Raw genomic sequence first — 20,658 nt, forward strand, 5'->3', positions numbered from 1 at the left:
GATGAAAACCGCTGATATCCAACCCTTCTTCGCCACCTTGAAGGCGGCCAACCCTTCGCCCCAGACCGAGCTGGAATACACCTCGGTGTTCGAGCTGCTTGCCGCCGTGCTGCTGTCGGCCCAGGCGACCGATGTGGGGGTCAACAAGGCCACCCGCAAACTCTTCCCGGTCGCCAACACGCCCCAGGCCATTCTGGCGCTGGGGCTGGAAGGCCTGGAGGGCTATATCAAGACCATCGGCTTGTACCGCAGCAAGGCCAAGCACCTGATGGAGACCTGCCGCATCCTGGTGGAACGCCATGGCGGCCAGGTGCCCGACACGCGCGAGGCGCTGGAAGCGCTGCCCGGCGTGGGCCGCAAGACCGCCAATGTGGTGCTGAACGTGGCCTTTGGCCAGCCGACGATGGCGGTGGACACCCATATCTTCCGCGTCAGCAACCGCACCGGCCTGGCACCCGGTAAAAATCCGCTCGAAGTGGAAAAGCAGCTGATGCAGCGCGTACCCGGCGACTATGCCGTCGATTCGCACCACTGGCTGATCCTGCTGGGCCGCTATGTCTGCCAGGCGCGCAAGCCGCGCTGCTGGGAATGCCTGGTCAGCAGCTATTGCGATTTCACGCCCAAGACGCCGCCACCCCAAGGCGCGCTGCGCTGATCGCGGCGGCGAGGCATCACGTGCTGCTCTGGGTGCTGACGCCGGCCGAGGCAAAGCTGGCCATGTCACGCAGCATCGCGCAGGCCGATTCCAGCAGCGGCCAGGCCAGCGCCGCACCGGAGCCCTCGCCCAGGCGCAGCTGCCAGTCGAGCAGCGGCTGCGCCTGCAAGGCCGCCAGCAAGTGGCTGTGGCCCGGCTCGCCCGAGCGGTGGGCATAGACGCAGCGCTCCAGCACTGCAGGCTGCAAGCGGGAGGCCACCAGCACTGCGGCACTGGTGATGAAGCCATCGACCACAATCACGCGGCGCTCCAGCGCGGCCTGTAGCACCGCGCCCACCATGGTCGCCACTTCCAGCCCGCCCATCGCAGCCAGCACTGCCAGCGGCTCCTGCACACCGGCATGGCGCGCCAGCACCCGGCGCAGCACCGCGGCCTTGCGGGCCACGCCCTCGCCGCTCAAGCCCGTGCCTGCGCCGGTCACCGTCTCCACATCCAGATTGCAGAGCCGCGCCAGCAGCAGCGATGCGCTGGAGGTGTTGCCAATGCCCATCTCGCCCAGCAGCAAGGCATTGCCAGGCAAGGCCTGCAGCAGCGCGCGGCCATTGGCAATCGCGGCTTCGCACTGCGCCATGCCCATCGCAGGGCCGAGGCTGCTGTCCTGGGTGCCGGGGGCAATCTTGCGCAGCCACAGGCGCGGCGCGCCTGCGGGCAGCGCATCGCTCTGCGGTGCAAAATCACGGGCCACGCCGCAATCGACCACATTCAGCGCCACGCCATGCTGGCGCGAGAGCACGCTTACCGCCGCGCCACCGGCCAGAAAATTGCCCACCATCTGCCAGGTCACATCGGCCGGGTAGGCTGACACGCCCTGCGCCACCAGGCCATGGTCAGCCGCAAACACGACCATCTGGGGATCGGCCAGGCGGGGCTGGCTGCTGCCCAGGATGCAGGCGATGCGCAACGCCAGCGCTTCGAGCAGGCCCAGCGAGCCCAATGGCTTGGTCTTGTTGTCCAGCAGCTGCTGCACCTGCTGGCGGAAGGCGGCATCGTCCATCGATACGATAGAGGGAATAAGCGGAGAGAACGAGGATTCGGACATGGTCAGGGTACGGAGCGGGAGCACGGCGATACGCCAAGCCGCCAGTATCGCGCTGCCTGCCCCGGTTTGCAGCGCCCTGCGCGCAAACCAATGAAAAACGCTCTGCGCAGCCAAAGCTGGGCAGAGCGTGGATCAGCTAAATCAGTTAGCTTACTTGGCAGGCACCGTGTAGGTGTACTCACGCAGGATGCCACCGCCTTGCACCGAGCCGCTGTCCTGGCCCTGGGCCACGCGGCCCACGCAGGCACGGCGGTCCTCTTCAGTCTTGAAGACCGCGCAGCGTGCGGTGGCGTTTTCGCGGAAGCTGGAACCTGGATCCGTCAGCTGACCCTGGCGCGCGGCCTGGCGAGCGGCTGCCGCTTCGCGGGCGCTGGAGCTGCCTTCGGCCACATCGGCATTGGCGCGGGCATCGCCACGCGCTTCACCACGCTTGTGGTGGGCGCCGTGCGGGCCATGGGGCATGGGCTTCACATGCTTGGCAGGGGGTGGTGGGGGTGGCGGTGCGGATTGGGCGCTGGCATAGCCTGCGGTGCCCAAGGCGAGGGCCATCGCGGCCATTTGCAAAGACTGGCGGAACATGTTTTTCATAGCGATCATCCTTATCGGTGATGAGAAGCAACACAAACAGCATGCCTGCGCGGCAGGCGCGCCCCTATCGGCCCAATCCACCAGTGCTTGCAATATTTGGCCTACAGGCAAAGGTGTTGGTCATTCAGGGCAAGCGGTCCCCAAACCATTCACCCACGCCTTGGGCCATGCGCGCAAACACCTGGTCCAGGCTGGGTGCGTCATGGCCAAACAGCGCATGGATGACGGCCGCGTTCTCGAACAGCCCATGCACATAGGTGCCCAGCACCTGCGGCGCGCCGCCCTGCCACAACAGGCCCGGCAACAGCTCTTGCGCCGGCTCGGCTGCACCGGCCTGCATATCCGGGCGCAGTTCGGTCTGTCCATGGTGGATTTCATAACCGGTCACCACCAAGCCGCTCAGTGCCTGCCAGGGTGCCTGTACCTCAGGCAGCTCCAGGCGCGCAGGCTGCACATTCTTTTGCGGTGCAAACAAGGTCACCAGCGGCAGCAGTCCGAGGCCGGCGGCATTGCCGTCCACCCCATGCAGATCGACCAGCGCCTCGCCCAGCATCTGCAGGCCGCCGCAAATACCCAGCACCCGCTTGCCGGCCTGCGCATGACGGGCGACAGCGGCATCCAGGCCCTGCTGGCGCATCCAGCCCAGGTCGGCCGCCGTGGCCTTGCTGCCCGGCAGGATCACCCAGTCCGCATCGCTCAGCTGCGCGGGCGTGCGCGCCCAGACCACGCGCACACCAGGCAGCTGCAGCAGCGGCTGGAACTCATCGAGGTTGCTGATGCGCGGGTAGGCCACGATGGCGATGCAGGTGTGCACGGCCTGCCCCTGGCCGCCACTGCCCCGGTCGTCAAACACACCGTCTTCCTCGGGCAGGCCGTGCTGGAACTGCATCGGAATGCAGGCCACCGTCGGCACACCGGTCTTGTCTTGCAGCATCTGCGGCGCCGGCGCCAGCAAGGCTGCATCGCCCCGGAACTTGTTGAGCACAAAGCCCTTGATCAGGCCTTGCTCCTCGGGCGGCAGCAGCGCCCAGGTGCCGTAGAGGTGGGCAAAGGCCCCTCCCCGGTCGATATCGGACACCAGCAGGCAATGGGCATCGCAGTGGCGCGCCACGCGCATATTGACCACATCGCTGCTGTGCAGGTTGATCTCGGCGGGCGAGCCCGCGCCCTCGATCACCACCACATCGTTCTCGGCGCGCAGCGCATCGAGCGCCTGCGCGATCTGTGGCCAGACCTTGAGGCTGCGGCCGCGCCAGGGCATGGCCGACAGCGCCTCGTCCACCTGGCCAAACAGCACCACCTGGCTGCGGGTATCGGCCTCGGGCTTGAGCAACAACGGGTTCATGCGCACATCGGGCACGGCGCCTGCGGCCAGCGCCTGCAGGTACTGGGCCGTGCCGATCTCGCCCCACTGGCCATCGGGCGTGGCTACGACGCGGGCATTGTTGCTCATGTTCTGCGCCTTGAAGGGCGCCACCTTGTAGCCCTGGGCCCGGTACCAGGCGCACAGCGCCGTGGCCACCCAGCTTTTGCCGGCGCCACTGCTGGTGCCCAGCACCATGATGCAGCGCGCGCTCATCGCGGTGCACTGCCCAGCGGCAGCACCATGCGCGCCATGATGCGCTCCAGCGCCGAGCCCGCATCGGTGCACAGGCCCGTGTGCACCGGCGAGGTCTGGATCATGCTGCTGCGCTTGGCTGTGAGCCAGTGGAAGCGCGCGCGGTACGGCAGCTGGCCGATGGGCCCGGCCTCGGGCACGCCAGCGCAAATGGCTACGATGCTGCCTAGGTGGCGGTAGACGGCTTGCAGATCGACTTGCGGGTCCAGCGCCAGCAGGCGCGCCTCATCGAGCGCCATCGCTGCCTGCAGGTAGCCGCTGCGCTGGCAGGACACGATCACCCCAGCGTTGATGAACTCCTCCCGCTCGACCCGGGGCACCACGCGCACGATAGCGTAGTCATACACATCATGCGCGTGCATCGATGGCTCCTTGCAACCAGCGGCCACGCGTTTGCAGGCGGGCCAGAAAATAGTTCACATACGCGGCGCGGTGCGCCTGCGGATCGGCCAGCAGCGGGCTGTTGCGGTCCTCTGCGGCCTTGGCCAGAAAGCAGTCCGGCACCGTGGCCAGAATGGCGGTCAGCACCGGCTCGGTCAGTTGCGCAGCCAGCGCTTCGTCCACCTCGGCCAGCTGGCTGGCCTGGGCCAGCAGCACATGGTCGGCAATCGGCGCAAAGGGCTTGCCCGGGTCGGCCACCGTGCCATCCCAGGCATGGTGGAAGGTCAGGGTCGCGCCATGGTCAATCAGCCAGGGCTTGCGCTGCCACATCAGCATATTGGTGTTGCGGGCCGTGCGGTCCACATTGCTGACCAGCGCATCGAACCAGACCAGGCGCGAGGCGAAATCATCGCTGACCGCATCCACGGCCGGGTCAAAATTGACCGAGCCGGGCAGGTAATCGAGGCCCACATTGAGGCCGTCGCTCGCGCGGATCAGGTCCTGGATCTCGGGGTCGGGCTCGGTCTGCGCGAGCTTGGCGTGCAGCAGGGCCAGCACCAGCTCGGGCAACGGCAGGCCCAGCGCGCGGGCGATGCCGCCGCAGATGAGCTCACCCATCAGCGCGCGCACGCCCTGGCCAGCCTCCCGGAACTTGAGCACATACATGCCCAGATCGTCCGCCTCGACGACGGCCGGCATCGAGCCGCCCTCGCGCAGTGGCGTCACATAGCGCTCCACCAAGACGGTGCGCAGTTGCAAAGTTTGTAAATCCATACCAAATGGTAGCGGTTGCTGCATGCCCTCGCCGGGCCTAAGCATCTGCCAGCGACAGCCAGGCCCGCTCCAGCGCCGCCTGCGCCACCGGCGCCATCACCCCCAGGCGCACATGGCCGGGCAGGCCAAAGCTGCGGGCATCGCGCAGCTTGATGCCCTGGCTGCGCAGTGATGCCAGGCGCGCGGGCAGGTCCGCCGGGTCCAGCGGCAGGCGCGCGACAAAGTAATTGGCTTGGTGGCCGGGCAGCACTGCCCAGCCCAGGCGCTCGCACAGCGCCAGCTGGCGGGCCTTCCAGTGACGCAACGTATCCAGACTGCGGGCCAGCCAGGCCTGCACCTCGGGCATGACCCAGGCCTGCAGCATGGCCACACCATGGGCGCCCACCACCCACGAAGGCGCCAGTGCCCGCAGCGCATCGATTTGCGCCTGCGGGGTGCCCTCGGGCGCAATCGCATAGGCTGCGCGCACCCCCGTCATGCCCAGCGCCTTGTTGGGCGTCCACAGCTGCCAGAGCGCAGCCATGTCGCGCGGCGGCGCAGGGCCTTCCAGCCACAGCGGCCGGTAGGCGCAATCGAGCACCAGGCCATGGTGGCTGGCATCGGCGGGCAAGGCTTGCCAGATGTCCTCTTGCGCACCCAGCGGGCTGGAGGGCTCGCAGGCCCAGTGCAGGCCTTCGCCCCAGGCCGGGCTGCGGGCGCCGGTGCGCAGGCCCCATACCTGCGCCGCCTGGGCGTAGTCGCCATAGCAATGGTTGGGTAGGCTGACACGGGTGGCACCCTGGCGCAGCGCATGCTGGGTCAGCCGGTGGATCAACTCGCTGCTGCTGCCGCCGATGACCAGGCGCTCAGGGGCGACCGCATGGAAGTCCGCCAGCTGCAGGCGCAGCGCGGTGTAGTGCGGGTCGGGGTACTGCGCCAGATGCGCGGCCTGCAAGGCCGCCACGGCCTCCGGGCAGGGGCCGCAGGCATTGCGGTTGGTGGAAAAATCATGCGCCGGCACACCCAAGGCGTCGGTGCCACCATGCTCGTTATCAGCCATGGGCCAACACTCCTTGCGCCATCGAGGCGATTCCTATCTTTGCCGCCAAACCCAGGGCCAGCAACAAGGCACACAGCGCCTGCACCCACACCACGCGGCCCGCCAGGGCCAGTGCCCGCTGCACATCCGGGGCCTGCGGCGGCCGGCCTTGCGGGTGCAGCTGGTACACGCCGGGTTTGGACAGATGCACGCCCAGCGCCCGCGCCATTGCGCCCATGGGCCAGCCGCCATTGGGCGATGGCGTGACCGCCGCATCGCGCCGCAGCCCGGACCAGGACAGGCCCCCCGCCAGCAGCACCAGCCAGGCTGCGGTGATGCGGGCAGGCACCCAGTTCAGCACATCATCGGCCCGGGCTGCCCATTTGCCCGCCCATTGCCAGTGGCGGCGCTGCGCGCCCTGGCCGCGCCAGCCGGGGTAGCCCCACATCGCATCGGCCGTGTTGGCCAGCCGGTACAGTGCCGCGCCCGGCAGGCCGGCCACCGCAAACCAGAACAACGGCGCCAGCACCGAGTCGCTCAGGTTCTCGGCCAAGGTCTCGATCGCGCTCTCACGCACCGTGGCGGCATCGAGCTGTGCGGTATCGCGGCTCACCAGCCAGGACAAGCGGGCCCGGCCCGCCTGCAGTGATTCGCCGAGCGCGGCCTCGACGGCCAGCACCTCGCTGCGCAGCATGCGCCAGGACAGCAGCGGTTTGAGCAGCAACCCAGCCACAAGGCCATTCAGCCACCAAGGCACTGCCTGCAGCAGATACATGAGGGCCGCATACACCAGCCAAGCACCGCCCGCCAGCAGGCACCAGGCCAGCGCTGCCAGCACAAAGCACCCATAGGCGCGCTCGTCCGCCTGGCGCGGTGCAATCGCCTGGCCGAGCAGGCCCAGCAGCTTGCCCATATAGACAACCGGGTGCAGCCGCAGCGGCGGCTCGCCCCAGAGCCAGTCCACCAGCAACGCCACCAACACGGCCAGCAAGGCCGCCATCGGTGCCTGCCAGTGCAGCGCAGGTCCAGCATCCATCATGGCCTGAGCCAGTTGCAGCAGTGGGCTGCCACCGGCCAGCACCAGCGCCCACAGGCCGCCATCGCTCATGGCTGCGGTCCTGGGTCTGGCTGCCAGCACCCATCCATCAGCATGTCCTGCAAAGGCGCACGGCGGGCCCAGCGCTCCTGCTGCAGCATGGGTTCGGCGTAGTAGGCCTGCACGGGTCCCAGGCACAACACGGCCAGCGGGTGCGCGCCGGCAGGCATGGCCAGCAACTGCGCCAGCGCCCGGGGCTCGAACAGCGACACCCATCCCATCCCCAGACCTTCTGCGCGCGCGGCCAGCCAGAGGTTCTGGATCGCGCAGGCGGTGCTGGCCACATCCATCTCGGGCAAGGTGCGGCGGCCAAACACATGGGCTTCGCGCCCGGGCGGCATGGCCACGACCAGCACCTCGGCCGCCTGCAGCACGCCCTGCACCTTGAGCTTCATGAAGTCCGCCTCGCGCTCGCCCAATGCCTGGGCAGTGCGCAGGCGCTCGTCTTCCACCAGCGCATGGATGCGGCTGCGCATCTGTGCATCGCGCACGCGGATGAAGCGCCAGGGCTGCATAAAGCCAACGCTGGGCGCATGGTGCGCGGCCCGCAGCAGGCGCAGCAGCACCGCTTCGTCGACCTGGCCGCCGGCAAAGTGGCGCATGTCGCGCCGCTCGTGGATGGCGCGGTAGACCGCCGCGCGCTCAGCCTCGCTGAAGGCCGTGGCGGCGATGGTGGGGGCGTTGAAAGGGGTATCGCTCATGCCAGCAATCGGCTGCGGTGGCTCAGTCTTCAATGCCGCGCTGCGCCGGGATGCCGGCCTTGAACGCATGCTTGACCATCGTCATCTCGGTGACGGTATCGGCCATGTCAATGATCTCCTGCGGACAGCGCCGGCCGGTGAGGCAGACATGCACCTCCTTGGGCCGGGCGGCCAAGGTGTCCAGCACCTCCTGCAGCGGCAGCCAGCCATAGATCAGCGGGTAGGTGATCTCGTCGAGCACCACCAGAAAATACGCGCCTGACAGGATCGCCGCCCTCGCCTTTTCCCAGCCCTCGCGCGCAAGCTGGCCGCTGTGCTCGAGGTCGCGGCTCTTCCAGCTGAAGCCATCGCCCAGCCCTTCGACCGGCAGGCCCACTTGCTCGGACAGGCGGTGCTCGCCAAAACGGGCGGTCGGCACCTTCATGAACTGGTAGACCTTGACGGCCTTGCCCCGGCCGGTTGCGCGGAACGCCAGGCCAAAGGCTGCCGTGGTCTTGCCCTTGCCGTCACCGGTGTTGACGATCACCAGGCCACGGCGCTCGCCCTCGGGCTTTTCATAAGGCTTTTCGCTGGGTGGCGTTTCAATCTGCATTGCAATCTTTCCTTGTTTCGTTGTGTTGTTGGAAGCGGGGCCAGGTCCGGTTTCGCAGGGATTCAGCGCCCGCGCTGGCCGGCCTGCGCGGCAGTGGCGGTACGCGGCAAGGCCATCCACACGCCATCGATGGCGCGCACCTGGATGCGGTGGTCAAACACCGCCTCCAGCGCGGCATGGGTCGCCGGGTCATCGCAGCGGCCCTGGTGCAGCACCCGGCCCGCCTGCAGCACCAGCATATGGTCGGCCAGCAGCGCCACCGATATTTCATGGAGCACGCTGACCACCGTGGTGCCCTGGGCCGTCAAGGCCCGCATGCTGTCCACCCAGTCGGTCTGGTGCGGCGGGTCCAGGTTGGCCAGCGGCTCGTCCATCAGCAGCACGGAGGCCTGCACAGCCATCGCGCGGGCCAGCAGCACCCGCTGGCGCTCACCGCCCGAGAGCTCGGCCACCGGCCGGTGGCGCCAGTCCCAGGCATGGGCTGCGCGCAGGCATTGCTCCACCACCGCATGGTCTTCGCCGCTGGGTGCTGCAAACCAGGGCTGGTGCGGCAGGCGGCCCAGCATGGCCACGTCCATCACCGTCAGCTCCTGCGTCACTACCTCACCCTGGCCCAGCCAGGCCAGCGCCTGGGCGCGCTGCTTGCGCGGCCAGCGCTCCAGGCTTTTGCCCAGCAGTGCCACCTCGCCCTGCAGCTGTGCCGCCGGCCACAGGCCGCCCAGTACCTTGAGCAGGCTTGATTTGCCCGCGCCGTTGGGGCCGACAATGCTGGTCCAGCGGCCTTGCACAAACTGGGCGTTGACGCCTTGCAGAATCGGCCGCGCATGCACAGCGGCATGGATATTGGTGGCGCTCAGCGCAGCGGGGCTTGCAGTGCCGGGCATCACAGGCCTCCTGCCGAACGGGTGCTGCGGTGCATGCGCCACAGCAGATAGGTGCCGCCCAGTGCCGCAGTGAGCACGCCCACGGGCAGCTCTTGCGGGGCGACCAGCCAGCGCGCCAGGATATCGGCCGCCAGCAGCAGCACGCCGCCCATCGCGGCGGCCAGCACGGTGCTGCGGCCATGGCCCACCTGCACCAGGCTGCGTACCAGGTGCGGGGCGGCCAGGCCCACAAAGGCAATCAACCCGGTCTGCGCGACCGAGGTGCCGGTGGCCAGCGCCAGCACCGCCACCAGGCCATAGCGCAGCGGCGCCAGCGGCAGGCCCAGGCTGGCGGCCGTCGCCTCGCCCAGGGTCAAACCATCGAGCACCCGGGCGCAGCACCAGGTGGCCAGCACGCAGACCAGCAGCACGCCGGCCATCAGTGCGCAGCCTTCCCAGCCGACAAAGGCCGAGGTGCCCAGCGTAAAGGCCTGCATGGCCTGCAGAATATCGGGGTGGCGCAACTCCAGCAGATCGCGCATGGCGCCCAGCACCACACCGACGATCACGCCGGCCAGCAACAGGCGCAAGGTGTTTTGCACATGGCGCGCCAGCACCACCGTCAACGCCACCGCACAGGCCGCGCCGACAAAGGCCATGCCGGTCATCCCCAGGCGGTAGAGCAGGTTGAGGCTGGTGACGGACGAGCCCAGCAGCACCAGACCCAGCGCACTGCCCAGCGACGCGCCGGAAGCACTGCCCAGCAGATAGGGATCGGCCAGCGGGTTGCGGAACAGGCCCTGGGCGACGGCCCCGGCCAGGCCCAGCAGGCCACCGGCGAACCAGGCACCCAGCGAACGCGGCAGGCGGATATCGACCACGATCTGCCACGAAGTGGGGTCATCGCGCATGCGCAGCACACTCTCCCAACCGGTGCTGCCGACACTGGCGCCCACCAGCAGCAGCACGGCACTGAGCACCAGCAGCACCAGCGCCAGCCAGGCACTGCGGCGCAGGCCGGGAGCCGCTTCGCGCCGCGCTGCCGGTGCAGAGGTGGGCAGAGCAGCCATCAGCGCGCCACCGCCGCCTTGCCTGGCGCCTTGCCTGGCGCCTTGCCTGGCGCCTTGTCGGCCAGGCAGCGTGCCATCAGCGCCGCCGCCTGGGCCATGCGCGGGCCGGGCCGCACGATGGCATACGACTCTTCATCGCTGAACACGCAGACCCTGCCCGCCTTGACGGCCTGGAGGTTGTGCCAGCCCGGGTAGCTGGTAGCAGCCTGCATGCTGCGGTTGCCGAGCATGATCACCTCGGGCTGGGCGCGCAGCAAAAACTCCGGGCTCAGCCGGGGAAAGGGCCCCAGCTCGGCAGGCACGACATTGTCGGCGCCCAGCTGGGTCAGGGTCTCGCCGATAAAGGACTGGGGGCCGGCCGCATAAGGGCCCCGGCTCACCTCAAAGTAGACCCGGGTATGGCGCGTGCGCTCGGGCAGCTCGCGCACCACGGCATCAATGCCCGATTCCAGGTCACGCCAGACCCGCTCCGCGCCCTGCGCCTGCGGCACGCCCAACAGCTGGCCCAGGGTGCCCAGCACGCGGTGGATGTCGGCCTTGGACTTCACATCCAGCGCCACCACCTTCAGGCCCAGCGCCTGCAGCCGCTCGGCCGCCTTGGAGGCATTGGACAGCAGCACCACATCGGGCTTGAGCGCCACGACCGATTCAACGCTCGGGTCCAGACCGCCGCCTACCACCGGCAGCTTCTTGACCGAGGCAGGCCAGTCCGAATAGCGGTCCACCCCCACCAGGCGCTCGCACAGGCCGAGTGCGCAGGTGCTCTCGGTCAGCGATGGCAACAGGCTCACGATGCGCTGCGGCAGTTGGCCCAGCTGCACCTGGCGGCCCCGGTCATCGACGATGGCCACGGGCGTGACCAGATCCTGGTCCTTCCAGACCGGCGCATTCGCAAAGGGTTGCAGGCGCAGTTCATCGATGCTGGCAGACGGCGCCGCATACGCCATCGGCCATGCGGCCCCCAGCGCCATGCAGGCCAGCGCTTGCCGCAGACGGGGTCGGAGAGCAAAAAACAAAGCCATCATTTCATCTGCAGCGGCAAGCCGGCCGCCATCAGTTGCACGCGGTTGCAGGCCGCTGCCGCTTGCTGGTTCAGCAGACCGAGCGCATCGACAAACGCGCGCACCTCGCGGCCCATCGGAATCACGCCCAGGCCAATCTCATTGCTGACCAGAATGACGGGGCCAGTGGCGGCCTGCAACGCAGCGATGAAGGCATCGCACTGCGCCTGCCAGGCTTGCGCAGGCGCTGGCGCAGTGGCGGGCGCTGGGGTTGGCGGCTCCATCGGCATCAGCCAGTTGGTGAGCCACAGGGTCAGGCAATCGACCACCAGCAGGTGCTCTGGCCGGCTGTGGGCCTGCAGCAGCTGGGCGACGTCGCGCGGCGCTTCCAGGGTCGCCAGTTGCGGCACGCGCTCGCGGCGGTCACGCTGGTGGCGCGCAATGCGCTCGTGCATCTCGAGGTCATACGCAGTGCCGGTGGCGACCAGGCTGGCGCTGCGGCCGGCATCGGCCTGCAGCCAGGCGCGCGCCAGCAGCTCGGCCTGGCGCGATTTGCCCGATTTCTGCCCGCCCAGCAGCAGCAGCTTCAGCGGTGCTCCATCGATATGGAATATAGATTGATCCATGCCGCGCATCTTAGGCGTTCAGTGCCCCGCTGTGCCAGGCCTGCGGATCGACCACCGGCATCTCCACCCCGAGCAAGGCGGCCACCGCCTGCGGGCACGAGGGGAACCAGGCATGGAAATAGCTGGCATGGATGCTGCCCTGCTGGTAGACGGCTTCGCCCTTGCCGCTGTCGGCCGCTTGGCCCGGGCGGCTGCTGCGCGCCACTTGCTGGGCTTCGCTTTGCAGCTTCGAATAGTGAAAGGTGTGGCCGCGCAGCATGCCCCAGGGCGTCAGCAGCTGCTGCATGCCCAGCCCTGCCAGGCGCTGCTGCATCACGGCCTGCGCCGGCAGCAAGCCCCACAGGCTGTGCCAGCGGCTGTCCAGATCGGTCAGGCCTTCGGCCAGCGCCACCATGCCGCCGCATTCGGCCCAGACGGGTTTGCGCTGCTCTACGTGCGCCTGCAGATCGAGCTGCAGACCGGCATTGGCCTTGAGTGCCTGCAGGTGCAGCTCCGGGTAGCCCCCGGGCAGCCACAGCGCATCGCAGGCGGGCAGGCGCTCCCCGGCGACCGGCGAGAAAAAGGCCAGCTCGGCCCCCATGGCCTGCAGGCATTCCAGATTGGCAGTGTAGATAAAGCTGAAAGCGGCATCGCGGGCGACTGCAATGCGCCGCCCGGCCAGCCAGGCGGGCACCGGGGCGGTGGGCGCAGGCGCGGTAAAGGCCACCGTCCAGCGCTGCTGCCACTGCTGCCAGGCCAGCTGGCCCAGCGGCGTTTGCGCCAGCACATCGGCAGCAGCATCCAGGCGTTCGGCGGCGTCGTGCAGCTCATGGGCTGCCACCAGTCCCAGATGGCGCTCGGGCAGCAGGTTGGCGCGCGGCTTGGCGGCATCCAGGCTGACCTGGTTCATCGCGCCCAGCCACAGGGCCGGGTCGCGCAGGCCGCTGCGCAGCATCTCGCCATGGTGGGCGGTGGCCACCCGGTTGGCCAGCACGCCGGCCAGTTGCAGGCCCGGGTCATAGTGCTGCAAACCATGGGCAATGGCGCCAAAGGTAGCGGCCATCGCCGATGCATCGACCACCACCACGGCAGCGATGCCCAGCGACTTGGCCAGCTCGGCGGCGCTGTTGGCGCCATCGAACAGGCCCATCACGCCTTCGATCAGCAGCACATCGTTGCACTGCGCGGCCTGGAACAGGCGCGCGCGCACATCCGCTTCGCCGTTCATCCAGCGGTCCAGCGCATGCACCGGCTGGCCGCTGGCCAGGCGCAGCCACTGCGGATCGAGAAAATCCGGACCGCACTTGAACACCTGCACCCGCCGGCCCTGGCGGGCATGCAGGCGGGCCAGGGCCGCTGTCACCGTGGTTTTGCCCTGGCCGGATGCGGGCGCCGCAATCAGCAGCGCCACACAAGAGGCCGTTGGGCGGTCCTGAACCGTCATCTCTGTCATGGCTCGCTTATCCCCTCTGCGCTCAGCGCGGCATCCACTTCACACCCACATACACGCTGCGCCCTTCGGTGGCGTAGGTGCGTGCGGTCTGGTAGCGCTTGTCCGCCAGGTTGTTGATCCGGGCGATCAGGTTCACATCCTTGGCCACCTCGGTCTGCGCCGACAGGTTGAACAAGGTGTAGCCGCCCAGCACATTGGTGTTGGCGGCATTGTCGAAGCGCTTGGCGCTGGTCTGCAGGTCGGCGGCCCAGGTCCAACCTGCGGCACGCGTCTCGGCGCCCAGGGTGGCATAGCGCTTGGCGCGGCGCGCCAGCAGCTTGTCGTTTTCGGTGTCGCGCGGGTTCTGGAAATCAACCGAACCATGCAGGTTGAAGGCGCCCAGCTTGGTGGTGCCCGCCAGGGTGATACCCTCCAGGCGTGCCTTGCCCACATTGGCATAGCAGCCGAATGGGTTGTCGCAGTTGCCGGGTGACGAGAAGTTGATCAGGTCGGTCACCCGGTTGCGGTAGGCCGTGGCCGAGAAGCTGTGCGCACCTTGCGCCCAGCGCAGGCCCAGCTCGGCATTGCGGCTTTTCTCGGGCTGCAGTGAGGCATCGCCATATTCGCTGAAGCGCTGGTAGAGCGTGGGCACACGGAAGGCGGTGCCCACCGTTGCCGTGGCGCGCCAGTGGGTTGCAAACGCATAGCCGTAGGCGGCGCTGCCGGTGGTCTTGCCGCCAAACTCGCTGTCGTCATCCCGGCGCAGGTTCAGTTGCACCGTGTGCGGGCCGGTGTTCAGGCCATAGCCCAGCGCCAGCGCATTCTGGTGGCGGTCGCGGTCAATGCCGCCATTGGTCAATGCGTCGTCACGCCGCTCCAGCGCAGCTGTCAACGTGTGCACGCCCAGGCGCCATTCGTTCTGGAACAGGTAGTTCTGCAGGCGGGTGTCCGTCTGGTAGGGCGAGGGCCGGGTTTCGTAATAGTCGCGAGACTGGGTGAACTGCAGCTTGGTGCTGTATTGCGCGGTCCACTGCGCCTGCCAGTTCAGGCCCAGCGCATACATCTTGTTGAGGCTGCGGTCGTCCTCGGTCAGGCTGTTGTCATAGCCCGAGTTCACATCGCTGGCCAGCAAAGTAGCCTCCAGCCGGTGCTGGCGGTTGAGCTGGTAGCCCAGGCGGCCGCTGACCGCATTGCTGCGGTAGTCGTCCTTGTCCGGGTTGGCGGTGGCGGCCGTACGTGCATTGAAGCCATCGGTCTGCGAGCGGTTGAGGCCCAGCGCGTAATCCCAGCCGTCGGCACTGCCGGAGATACCGGCCTCGGCCGTGAACGTGCCCCGGTTGCCAAAGCCCAGGCCCACATAGGGCTGGGGCACGCCGCCCTCGCCCTTCTTCGTGAAGATCTGCACCACACCGCCCATGGCGTCCGAGCCGTAGACGGCAGCAGCCGGGCCGCGCAGTACTTCGATGCGGTCGATCAGCGCCAGCGGAATCGATTGCCAGGAGGCGCCGCCAGTCGATTGCGAATCCATGCGCACGCCGTCAACGTAGACGGCGGTGAAGCGCGAATCGGCGCCGCGCAGAAACACGCTGGTGGTCGTGCCGGGCCCGCCGTTGCGCGTGATCTGGATACCCGGCACCCGCGCCAGCACATCGGCGACACTGCCCGGGCCCTGGCGCTCGATGGTTGGCGCATCGATGATGGACATATCGGCCACCAGATCGGACAGCGGCTGCGCGATGCGGTTGGCGGTCACCACCATCTCCTGCAGGTTCTTACCCGCTGTTTCCTGGCCGGAGGGCAGCTGCTGCGCCTGCGCGGACAGCGCCACGCAAGGCAGCGCTGCGCTCACCGCCCAAGCGATGGCGGAGCGGGAGGGGAACAACCGGCAACGGGGCGTGCAGACGGGACGCGCGCAGCGGCGTGTCGTGAATGGCGAGAAAAACATGGACTGAGCTGGCGATGAACCACCCCGCGCCAGCCTCCCCGCCGGCAATGGGGAACACGGAAGCTGTGGCAGCACCTGGGCCACGCACCTCCACTATGTTGGCCGGTATCCGGGCTGGCGATGACACAGCACACGCCTTCCCAAACACTTGTTCAAGGTATTCAGTGGCATAGTGGTGGCTGTGGATGGCGCAAAAGCCAACCATCGCTTACCGTTGCGGGGGCAGCGCAGGTTGCGCAAGGCTTGTAGGGCACAAGCAGCGCTCCTGCTTCCCGTTGAACTGCCCCCATGTGAACCACTGGGGCGAGCACCAACGGGTACAATTTTAGCGTTAAACCCATTGCGCACTTAAGAAGACTGTCTCTCTATGGCCACTACGCCTTCTATGGATCTGATGCTTGAGCGGGTGGAAGCACTGCTGAGCCGTCATGAGGCTTTGCAACGCGCCCACGCCCAACTGCAAGAGCAGGTCACCACCCTCACCCAGGAGCGCGACTCCCTCCAATCGCGCCTGACTGCGGCCCGCGCCCGCGTGGACGCACTGATCGAACGCCTGCCCAAGACCTTTGACCAGGACGAATGATGAAACAGCTGGAAGTACACATCATGCAGCAAAGCTATATGCTGGGCTGCCCCGAAGGCCAGGAGGCACGCTTGCTGGCCGCCGTCAAGCATGTGGATGAGGCCATGAGCGGCATCCGCGACGCGGGCAAGATCCGTGGCCGCGAGCGCATTGCCGTGCTGGCGGCGCTCAATGTGGCCTTTGATCTGCTCGACCTGCAAGTGCAAAACAGCCAGTTGAGCCAGACGGCCGATGCATTGCAAGCGCAGGCCGCCGCCCAATCGGCTGCAATGGCCGAGGCCCAGACCCAGCCCGCCGCCGCTGCGCAGGCCAGCCTCGACTGGGATGAGCCCCGTCTGCAATCGGTGCTGCAACGGCTCGATGCGGCACTGGCTCCCGCTCCCTCCCCGGGTGTACAAACGCTGGCCGCCAGCGCCTGACAGCAGCGTGTTAGCAGCCGCTAACACCAAATACTGGCGCCATGCAATGCATTGGCTAAAAATACCGTTCCATGCGTTCTACGAGCTGTGTAGGACGCTATCTTTTTTGACCAATCTCAGCACATTGAATTGCGATTTTGGCGGGTGCAGCAGGTGCGAGCGATTACAATGGAAGCGTTCGCAGCCCTGCTGGACTTTATAGTTCCTTGAACCAATGCTCTACGAGCACGGGCTTGGTACATTACCTATTGAGCGTGATCGTCTCGCGTCAGATGAACCCAACGATAGGTTGCCCTCGCCCACCTGAACCCCCGGTTCAGGATGACGGTCCAGTGGATCCGCTGCGAACACCTGATTTTTTCGGGCAGGCTGCCCAACCTGTCTTCTCCTCTCCGCGACAGCGGGGTTTCAGGCCACCTGTTTCAGGTGGCCTTTTTACTGCGCACCATGGCTGATCCTCTCGTTCTGCTGCCGCTGTCCCTGCTGGGATTGATCGGCGGCTTTCTGGCAGGCCTGCTGGGCATCGGCGGCGGCATGGTGCTGGTGCCCTTCATCACCTATATCCTGGGCACCCAGGGCGTGGCGCCTGAGCTGGCGATCAAGATGGCGATCGCCACGTCGATGGCGACCATCGTGTTCACATCGATGTCCAGCGTCCGCGCCCACCACCAGCATGGTGCCGTGCGCTGGGATCTCGTCAAACGCCTGGCCCCTGGCATCGTGCTGGGCGGCCTGTTGGCCAGCCTGGGCATTTTTGCGGTGCTCAAGGGCAGCTACCTGGGCTTGTTCTTCGGCCTTTTCATTGGCTACTCGGCACTGCGCATGTTCCGCAGGCCCAACAGCCAAGGGACGCGCCCGATGCCTGGCACCGCCGGGCAGCTGGCGGCCGGCGGCGTGATTGGCTGCCTCTCGGGTCTCGTCGGTGCCGGGGGCGCCTTCATCAGCGTGCCCTTCATGACCTGGTGCAGCGTGCCGATGCACAACGCGGTGGCAACCAGCTCGGCGCTGGGCTTTCCGATCGCCGTCACCAATGTCGCAGGCTTCATGGTGGCCGGCCTGCACCTTCAGGGCCTGCCACCGCATTCGCTGGGCTACATCTGGCTGCCGGGCCTGGCCGCCATCGCCACCTGCAGCGTGCTGACCGCACCGCTGGGTGCCCGTGCCGCGCACCGCCTGCCGGTGGCACAGCTCAAGAAGATCTTTGGCGGCATCCTGCTGTGCCTGGCGCTGTACATGCTCTACAAGAGTCTGGCGGCTTGGCAGGTCTGAGACGGGCCACAGCAGGCTAGATGATGCGCGAGAAGCGCGCGCGGTTGCGGTCGGCCTGCAGGTTCTTGTCGAACACCATGGCCACGCCGCGCACAAAGTACCAGCCCAGCTCGGTCACGTTGATCACATCGTCTCGCACGTCCACCAGGCCCTGCGCCTGCAGCTCGCGCAGCTGGGCCAGCTCGGCGGCAAAGTACTGCGCAAAGTCGATCAGCCAGGCCTGCTCCAGCGATTCGATCGCCAGGCTGCCCTGGCACATCAGACCCATGATCACCGCGCGGCGCAGCAGGTCATCGCGCGTCAGCGCCAGCCCGCGCACCACGGGGATCTGGCCCTGGTCGATCAGGTCGTAATACTCCTCCAGCGTCTTGGCATTCTGGCTGTAGGTGGCGCCGATGCGGCCGATGGCCGAGACGCCCAGTGCCAGCAGATCGCAATCGGGCTGCGTGCTATAGCCCTGAAAATTGCGGTGCAGGCGGCCCTGGCGCTTGGCCACCGCCAACGCATCCTCGGGCAGCGCGAAATGGTCCATGCCCACATAGACATAGCCGGCACCCTCCAGCGCGGCCAGCGCTTGGGCCAGCATGGCCAGCTTGTCCGCCGGGCTGGGCAAGTCCTGCACCAGGATGCGGCGCTGGGGCTTGAAGCGCTCGGGCAGATGCGCATAGGCGTAGAGCGCAATGCGGTCAGGCCGCAGCGCATTGACCTGCTCCATCGTGCGGGCGAAGCTGGCCGGGCTTTGCAACGGCAAACCATAGATCAGATCAATATTGATGGATTCAAAGCCGATTGCGCGCGCCTGCTCGACCAGCGCAAACACCTGGTCGGCGGGCTGCTCGCGGTGCACGGCCTTTTGCACCAGCGGGTCGAAATCCTGCACGCCAAAGCTCAGGCGGTTAAAGCCCAGTTGGTAGAGGTGCAGCAGGCGCTCGCGGCTCACGGTGCGCGGGTCGATCTCGATCGAGTACTCGCCGCCCGGCTGCAGATGGAAGCGCTGCTTGACCATATCCATCAGGCGGCTGAGACCCGCATCGCTCAGGAAGGTCGGCGAGCCCCCGCCCAGGTGCAGCTGGCTGATGGTGGACCGGGTGCTGAGGTGGGCGAGCTGCAGATCCAGCTCGCGCTCCAGGTAGTCCAGGTATTCGTCGGCCCGCTCGGCATGCTTGGTGATGATCTTGTTGCAGGCGCAGTAGTAGCACAGCGAGGCACAGAACGGCACATGCACATACAACGACAGCGGCGCCAATCTCCCAGCCAGGCCGTGGCCGCGCTGCACCAGCGCCTGCTTGTACTCATTCGCAGCAAAGGCTTCAACAAATCGGTCTGCGGTAGGATACGACGTGTAACGGGGGCCGGGGACGTCAAAACGGCGCAGCAGTTCGGGGGTCAGGGAAATCATGGGCTTTATCCTTGCGGACCCCCAATGTGCCCCAAGGCTTGCCACCCGTCCTTGATATACATCAAGAACCCATTTGGCGCCTGCACGCACAATAGGCGCATACATGGAACGCCGTTCCTACACGAATATTTGTTCACGGGTATTGATACATGACATCCAACTCCATCAAAGTGGCGTGCTCCAACTGCAATCTGCGCGAGCTGTGCATGCCCGTGGGTCTGTCGGCCGAACAAATGGAGCGTATCGACGAGATCGTTGCCACCCGTCGCAAGATCAAGCGAGGCAGTGCGCTGTTCCGCAATGGCGAGACGTTCACCTCGCTGTATGCGATTCGCACCGGCTTCTTCAAGACCAGCATCGCCACAGAAGACGGGCGTGACCAGGTCACCGGTTTTCAGATGGCGGGCGAGATCATCGGCCTGGACGGCATCGTCAACGACCGCCACTCCTGCGACGCGATTGCGCTGGAAGATGCCGAGGTCTGCGTGATGCCCTACTCGACACTCGAGGACCTGTCGCGCGAAGTGACCGCCTTGCAGCACCATGTGCACAAGGTCATGAGCCGCGAGATCGTGCGCGAGCACGGCGTGATGCTGCTGCTGGGCAGCATGCGTGCCGAAGAGCGTCTGGCCGCCTTCCTGCTGAACCTGGTGCAGCGGCTGCACGCCCGGGGCTTTTCGCAGCATGAACTGATCCTGCGCATGACCCGCGAGGAAATCGGCAGCTACCTGGGCCTGAAACTCGAAACGGTGAGCCGCACCTTCTCCAAGTTTGCCGAGGAGAACATCATCGAGGTCAAGCAGCGCCATGTGCGCATTCTCGACACCGACAAGCTCCAGGGTCTGATCAACACCCAGGCCTGCTCGGCCTGAAAAGTGCAGGCCCGAGACACGAACGCGGCCTGATCCGACATCGTTCCGCGCGATAAGCGGCGATGCTTGGAGATGAAACCAGGGCAAGGCAGCAGCCTGTGGCCCTGTCCAGAGTCTGACCCGAAAGGAGCCTGTCATGTACCAACATATCCTGCTTGCCACCGATGGCTCTGAGCTGTCCGAGAAAGCGGTCCGCCATGCGCTGGCGCTGGCCAAGCTGAGCCATGCCACCGTCACCGCCGTCAATATCTCGCCGAACTACCCGCGCAGCTACTTTGAAGGCAGCACGATGCAGAACCCCGATGACATCGCACGCATCGAAGAAGGCTGGCAGCGCGCTGCGCAGAGCGTGGTGGACAAGGTCGTGGCCGAAGGGGCCGCAACGGGCGTGCCGATCAAGACCTTGGTGATCAAGTCCGACCTGATTGCCGAAGCCTTGCTGGAGACGGCCAAGAAGGAAAACTGCGATCTGATTGTGATGGCCTCGCACGGCTACCGTGGCCTGAAGCGTTTGCTGCTGGGCAGCGAAACCCAGCATGTGCTGACCCATGCGACGATACCGGTGCTGGTGCTGCGCTGACCGCCGCATAACTTCAACCCCGATAAAAAACCCTCGCTTGCGGCAGCGGATGCGCTGCAACAAGCGAGGGTTTTGTCATGGCGGCTCCAAACCGCCTC

General features: G+C 66.8%; 22 protein-coding genes and 1 riboswitch. Of the genes, 6 read left to right on the top strand and 16 right to left on the bottom strand.

The genetic code is table 11. From position 1 onward, the window contains the following. Nucleotide 1: 1 nt before the first annotated feature. Entirely contained in the window at nucleotides 2–655 is a 654-nt protein-coding gene (gene nth / locus ACCQ08_RS01990; protein WP_373448702.1) for an endonuclease III, read from the top strand. 16 nt (nucleotides 656–671) lie between these two features. Here the strand turns inward: nth and cobT are convergent, their stop codons facing one another. The 15 genes from cobT to ACCQ08_RS02065 form a co-directional block, all read right to left on the bottom strand. Next, nucleotides 672–1,754 carry a nicotinate-nucleotide--dimethylbenzimidazole phosphoribosyltransferase gene (gene cobT / locus ACCQ08_RS01995; protein ID WP_373448832.1) on the bottom strand — a complete coding sequence of 361 codons (1,083 nt, stop codon included), beginning with the start codon at nucleotides 1,752–1,754 and terminating at the stop codon, nucleotides 672–674. A gap of 150 nt (nucleotides 1,755–1,904) precedes the next feature. Then, complete coding sequence (locus ACCQ08_RS02000) at nucleotides 1,905–2,342, bottom strand: hypothetical protein (RefSeq protein ID WP_239811202.1); 438 nt, start codon at nucleotides 2,340–2,342, stop codon at nucleotides 1,905–1,907. 124 nt (nucleotides 2,343–2,466) lie between these two features. Then, nucleotides 2,467–3,921 (bottom strand): cobyric acid synthase, encoded by a 1,455-nt coding sequence (locus tag ACCQ08_RS02005; protein ID WP_373448703.1) that lies wholly within the window; start codon nucleotides 3,919–3,921, stop codon nucleotides 2,467–2,469. Then, a complete protein-coding gene (locus ACCQ08_RS02010; protein WP_312410136.1) occupies nucleotides 3,918–4,322 on the bottom strand; it encodes a DUF3037 domain-containing protein in 405 nt (134 codons plus the stop codon). Before ACCQ08_RS02010 ends, ACCQ08_RS02005 begins: the two co-directional genes overlap by 4 nt. After that, nucleotides 4,309–5,094: a HipA family kinase gene (locus tag ACCQ08_RS02015; RefSeq protein WP_373448833.1), complete on the bottom strand. Its 786-nt coding sequence runs from the start codon at nucleotides 5,092–5,094 to the stop codon at nucleotides 4,309–4,311. The genes ACCQ08_RS02010 and ACCQ08_RS02015 overlap by 14 nt, the downstream gene beginning before the upstream one ends. Nucleotides 5,095–5,152: 58 nt before the next feature. After that, nucleotides 5,153–6,154, bottom strand: coding sequence for an aminotransferase class I/II-fold pyridoxal phosphate-dependent enzyme (locus tag ACCQ08_RS02020; protein WP_373448704.1), 1,002 nt, complete (start codon nucleotides 6,152–6,154; stop codon nucleotides 5,153–5,155). Next, entirely contained in the window at nucleotides 6,147–7,241 is a 1,095-nt protein-coding gene (gene cbiB, locus ACCQ08_RS02025) for an adenosylcobinamide-phosphate synthase CbiB (RefSeq protein WP_373448705.1), read from the bottom strand. Before cbiB ends, ACCQ08_RS02020 begins: the two co-directional genes overlap by 8 nt. Then, nucleotides 7,238–7,930 (bottom strand): 5,6-dimethylbenzimidazole synthase, encoded by a 693-nt coding sequence (gene bluB / locus ACCQ08_RS02030; protein ID WP_373448706.1) that lies wholly within the window; start codon nucleotides 7,928–7,930, stop codon nucleotides 7,238–7,240. The genes cbiB and bluB overlap by 4 nt, the downstream gene beginning before the upstream one ends. 22 nt (nucleotides 7,931–7,952) lie before the next feature. Beyond that, nucleotides 7,953–8,522 carry a cob(I)yrinic acid a,c-diamide adenosyltransferase gene (gene cobO / locus ACCQ08_RS02035; protein ID WP_239811196.1) on the bottom strand — a complete coding sequence of 190 codons (570 nt, stop codon included), beginning with the start codon at nucleotides 8,520–8,522 and terminating at the stop codon, nucleotides 7,953–7,955. 62 nt (nucleotides 8,523–8,584) lie between these two features. Further along, a complete protein-coding gene (locus tag ACCQ08_RS02040) occupies nucleotides 8,585–9,406 on the bottom strand; it encodes an ABC transporter ATP-binding protein (protein ID WP_373448707.1) in 822 nt (273 codons plus the stop codon). Next, entirely contained in the window at nucleotides 9,406–10,383 is a 978-nt protein-coding gene (locus ACCQ08_RS02045) for a FecCD family ABC transporter permease (protein ID WP_373448834.1), read from the bottom strand. The genes ACCQ08_RS02040 and ACCQ08_RS02045 overlap by 1 nt, the downstream gene beginning before the upstream one ends. Nucleotides 10,384–10,454: 71 nt before the next feature. Next, nucleotides 10,455–11,477 carry an ABC transporter substrate-binding protein gene (locus ACCQ08_RS02050; protein ID WP_373448708.1) on the bottom strand — a complete coding sequence of 341 codons (1,023 nt, stop codon included), beginning with the start codon at nucleotides 11,475–11,477 and terminating at the stop codon, nucleotides 10,455–10,457. Continuing rightward, nucleotides 11,477–12,082, bottom strand: a complete 606-nt coding sequence (locus tag ACCQ08_RS02055) for a bifunctional adenosylcobinamide kinase/adenosylcobinamide-phosphate guanylyltransferase (protein ID WP_239811193.1) — start codon at nucleotides 12,080–12,082, stop codon at nucleotides 11,477–11,479. The genes ACCQ08_RS02050 and ACCQ08_RS02055 overlap by 1 nt, the downstream gene beginning before the upstream one ends. A gap of 10 nt (nucleotides 12,083–12,092) precedes the next feature. Further along, nucleotides 12,093–13,514 (bottom strand): cobyrinate a,c-diamide synthase, encoded by a 1,422-nt coding sequence (locus ACCQ08_RS02060; protein WP_239811192.1) that lies wholly within the window; start codon nucleotides 13,512–13,514, stop codon nucleotides 12,093–12,095. Nucleotides 13,515–13,536: 22 nt separating this feature from the next. Further along, nucleotides 13,537–15,438, bottom strand: coding sequence for a TonB-dependent receptor domain-containing protein (locus ACCQ08_RS02065; protein WP_373448709.1), 1,902 nt, complete (start codon nucleotides 15,436–15,438; stop codon nucleotides 13,537–13,539). An 82-nt stretch (nucleotides 15,439–15,520) separates the two neighbouring features. Then, nucleotides 15,521–15,768: riboswitch (cobalamin riboswitch) on the bottom strand. Nucleotides 15,769–15,805: 37 nt separating this feature from the next. On the opposite strand from ACCQ08_RS02065, the gene ACCQ08_RS02070 reads away from it, so the two are divergent. The 3 genes from ACCQ08_RS02070 to ACCQ08_RS02080 all read left to right on the top strand — a co-directional run bounded on the left by ACCQ08_RS02070 (nucleotide 15,806) and on the right by ACCQ08_RS02080 (nucleotide 17,709). Then, nucleotides 15,806–16,021 (top strand): hypothetical protein, encoded by a 216-nt coding sequence (locus tag ACCQ08_RS02070; protein WP_021027064.1) that lies wholly within the window; start codon nucleotides 15,806–15,808, stop codon nucleotides 16,019–16,021. Further along, nucleotides 16,021–16,440: a cell division protein ZapA gene (locus tag ACCQ08_RS02075; protein ID WP_373448710.1), complete on the top strand. Its 420-nt coding sequence runs from the start codon at nucleotides 16,021–16,023 to the stop codon at nucleotides 16,438–16,440. The genes ACCQ08_RS02070 and ACCQ08_RS02075 overlap by 1 nt, the downstream gene beginning before the upstream one ends. 447 nt (nucleotides 16,441–16,887) lie before the next feature. Continuing rightward, entirely contained in the window at nucleotides 16,888–17,709 is an 822-nt protein-coding gene (locus tag ACCQ08_RS02080; RefSeq protein WP_239811190.1) for a sulfite exporter TauE/SafE family protein, read from the top strand. Between the two features lie 16 nt (nucleotides 17,710–17,725). Here ACCQ08_RS02080 and hemN read toward each other — a convergent pair whose 3' ends face one another. Further along, nucleotides 17,726–19,108, bottom strand: coding sequence for an oxygen-independent coproporphyrinogen III oxidase (hemN, locus tag ACCQ08_RS02085; RefSeq protein ID WP_312410175.1), 1,383 nt, complete (start codon nucleotides 19,106–19,108; stop codon nucleotides 17,726–17,728). 149 nt (nucleotides 19,109–19,257) lie between these two features. Here hemN and fnr point away from each other — a divergent pair, with 149 nt between their 5' ends. Continuing rightward, on the top strand, nucleotides 19,258–19,980 hold the full coding sequence (gene fnr / locus ACCQ08_RS02090; protein WP_239811188.1) for a fumarate/nitrate reduction transcriptional regulator Fnr: 723 nt from the start codon (nucleotides 19,258–19,260) through the stop codon (nucleotides 19,978–19,980). A gap of 136 nt (nucleotides 19,981–20,116) precedes the next feature. Further along, nucleotides 20,117–20,560, top strand: coding sequence for a universal stress protein (locus ACCQ08_RS02095; protein WP_239811187.1), 444 nt, complete (start codon nucleotides 20,117–20,119; stop codon nucleotides 20,558–20,560). Nucleotides 20,561–20,658: the final 98 nt, after the last annotated feature.

This window comes from Comamonas sp. SY3, assembly GCF_041730275.1.
Taxonomy (GTDB): Bacteria; Pseudomonadota; Gammaproteobacteria; order Burkholderiales; family Burkholderiaceae_C; genus Comamonas; species Comamonas sediminis.

Excerpts from the sequence above, each read along its gene's own strand:
- ACCQ08_RS02000 (WP_239811202.1), bottom strand. The coding sequence starts at position 2,342 with ATGAAAAACATGTTCCGCCAGTCTTTGCAAATGGCCGCGATGGCCCTC.
- ACCQ08_RS02020 (WP_373448704.1), bottom strand. The coding sequence starts at position 6,154 with ATGGCTGATAACGAGCATGGTGGCACCGACGCCTTGGGTGTGCCGGCG.
- ACCQ08_RS02070 (WP_021027064.1), top strand. The coding sequence starts at position 15,806 with ATGGCCACTACGCCTTCTATGGATCTGATGCTTGAGCGGGTGGAAGCA.
- ACCQ08_RS02055 (WP_239811193.1), bottom strand. The coding sequence starts at position 12,082 with ATGGATCAATCTATATTCCATATCGATGGAGCACCGCTGAAGCTGCTG.
- bluB (WP_373448706.1), bottom strand. The coding sequence starts at position 7,930 with ATGAGCGATACCCCTTTCAACGCCCCCACCATCGCCGCCACGGCCTTC.
- ACCQ08_RS02080 (WP_239811190.1), top strand. The coding sequence starts at position 16,888 with ATGGCTGATCCTCTCGTTCTGCTGCCGCTGTCCCTGCTGGGATTGATC.
- cobO (WP_239811196.1), bottom strand. The coding sequence starts at position 8,522 with ATGCAGATTGAAACGCCACCCAGCGAAAAGCCTTATGAAAAGCCCGAG.
- ACCQ08_RS02050 (WP_373448708.1), bottom strand. The coding sequence starts at position 11,477 with ATGGCTTTGTTTTTTGCTCTCCGACCCCGTCTGCGGCAAGCGCTGGCC.
- ACCQ08_RS02040 (WP_373448707.1), bottom strand. The coding sequence starts at position 9,406 with ATGCCCGGCACTGCAAGCCCCGCTGCGCTGAGCGCCACCAATATCCAT.
- fnr (WP_239811188.1), top strand. The coding sequence starts at position 19,258 with ATGACATCCAACTCCATCAAAGTGGCGTGCTCCAACTGCAATCTGCGC.
- hemN (WP_312410175.1), bottom strand. The coding sequence starts at position 19,108 with ATGATTTCCCTGACCCCCGAACTGCTGCGCCGTTTTGACGTCCCCGGC.
- cbiB (WP_373448705.1), bottom strand. The coding sequence starts at position 7,241 with ATGAGCGATGGCGGCCTGTGGGCGCTGGTGCTGGCCGGTGGCAGCCCA.
- cobT (WP_373448832.1), bottom strand. The coding sequence starts at position 1,754 with ATGTCCGAATCCTCGTTCTCTCCGCTTATTCCCTCTATCGTATCGATG.
- ACCQ08_RS02065 (WP_373448709.1), bottom strand. The coding sequence starts at position 15,438 with ATGTTTTTCTCGCCATTCACGACACGCCGCTGCGCGCGTCCCGTCTGC.
- ACCQ08_RS02005 (WP_373448703.1), bottom strand. The coding sequence starts at position 3,921 with ATGAGCGCGCGCTGCATCATGGTGCTGGGCACCAGCAGTGGCGCCGGC.
- nth (WP_373448702.1), top strand. The coding sequence starts at position 2 with ATGAAAACCGCTGATATCCAACCCTTCTTCGCCACCTTGAAGGCGGCC.
- ACCQ08_RS02060 (WP_239811192.1), bottom strand. The coding sequence starts at position 13,514 with ATGACAGAGATGACGGTTCAGGACCGCCCAACGGCCTCTTGTGTGGCG.
- ACCQ08_RS02075 (WP_373448710.1), top strand. The coding sequence starts at position 16,021 with ATGAAACAGCTGGAAGTACACATCATGCAGCAAAGCTATATGCTGGGC.
- ACCQ08_RS02010 (WP_312410136.1), bottom strand. The coding sequence starts at position 4,322 with ATGCACGCGCATGATGTGTATGACTACGCTATCGTGCGCGTGGTGCCC.
- ACCQ08_RS02095 (WP_239811187.1), top strand. The coding sequence starts at position 20,117 with ATGTACCAACATATCCTGCTTGCCACCGATGGCTCTGAGCTGTCCGAG.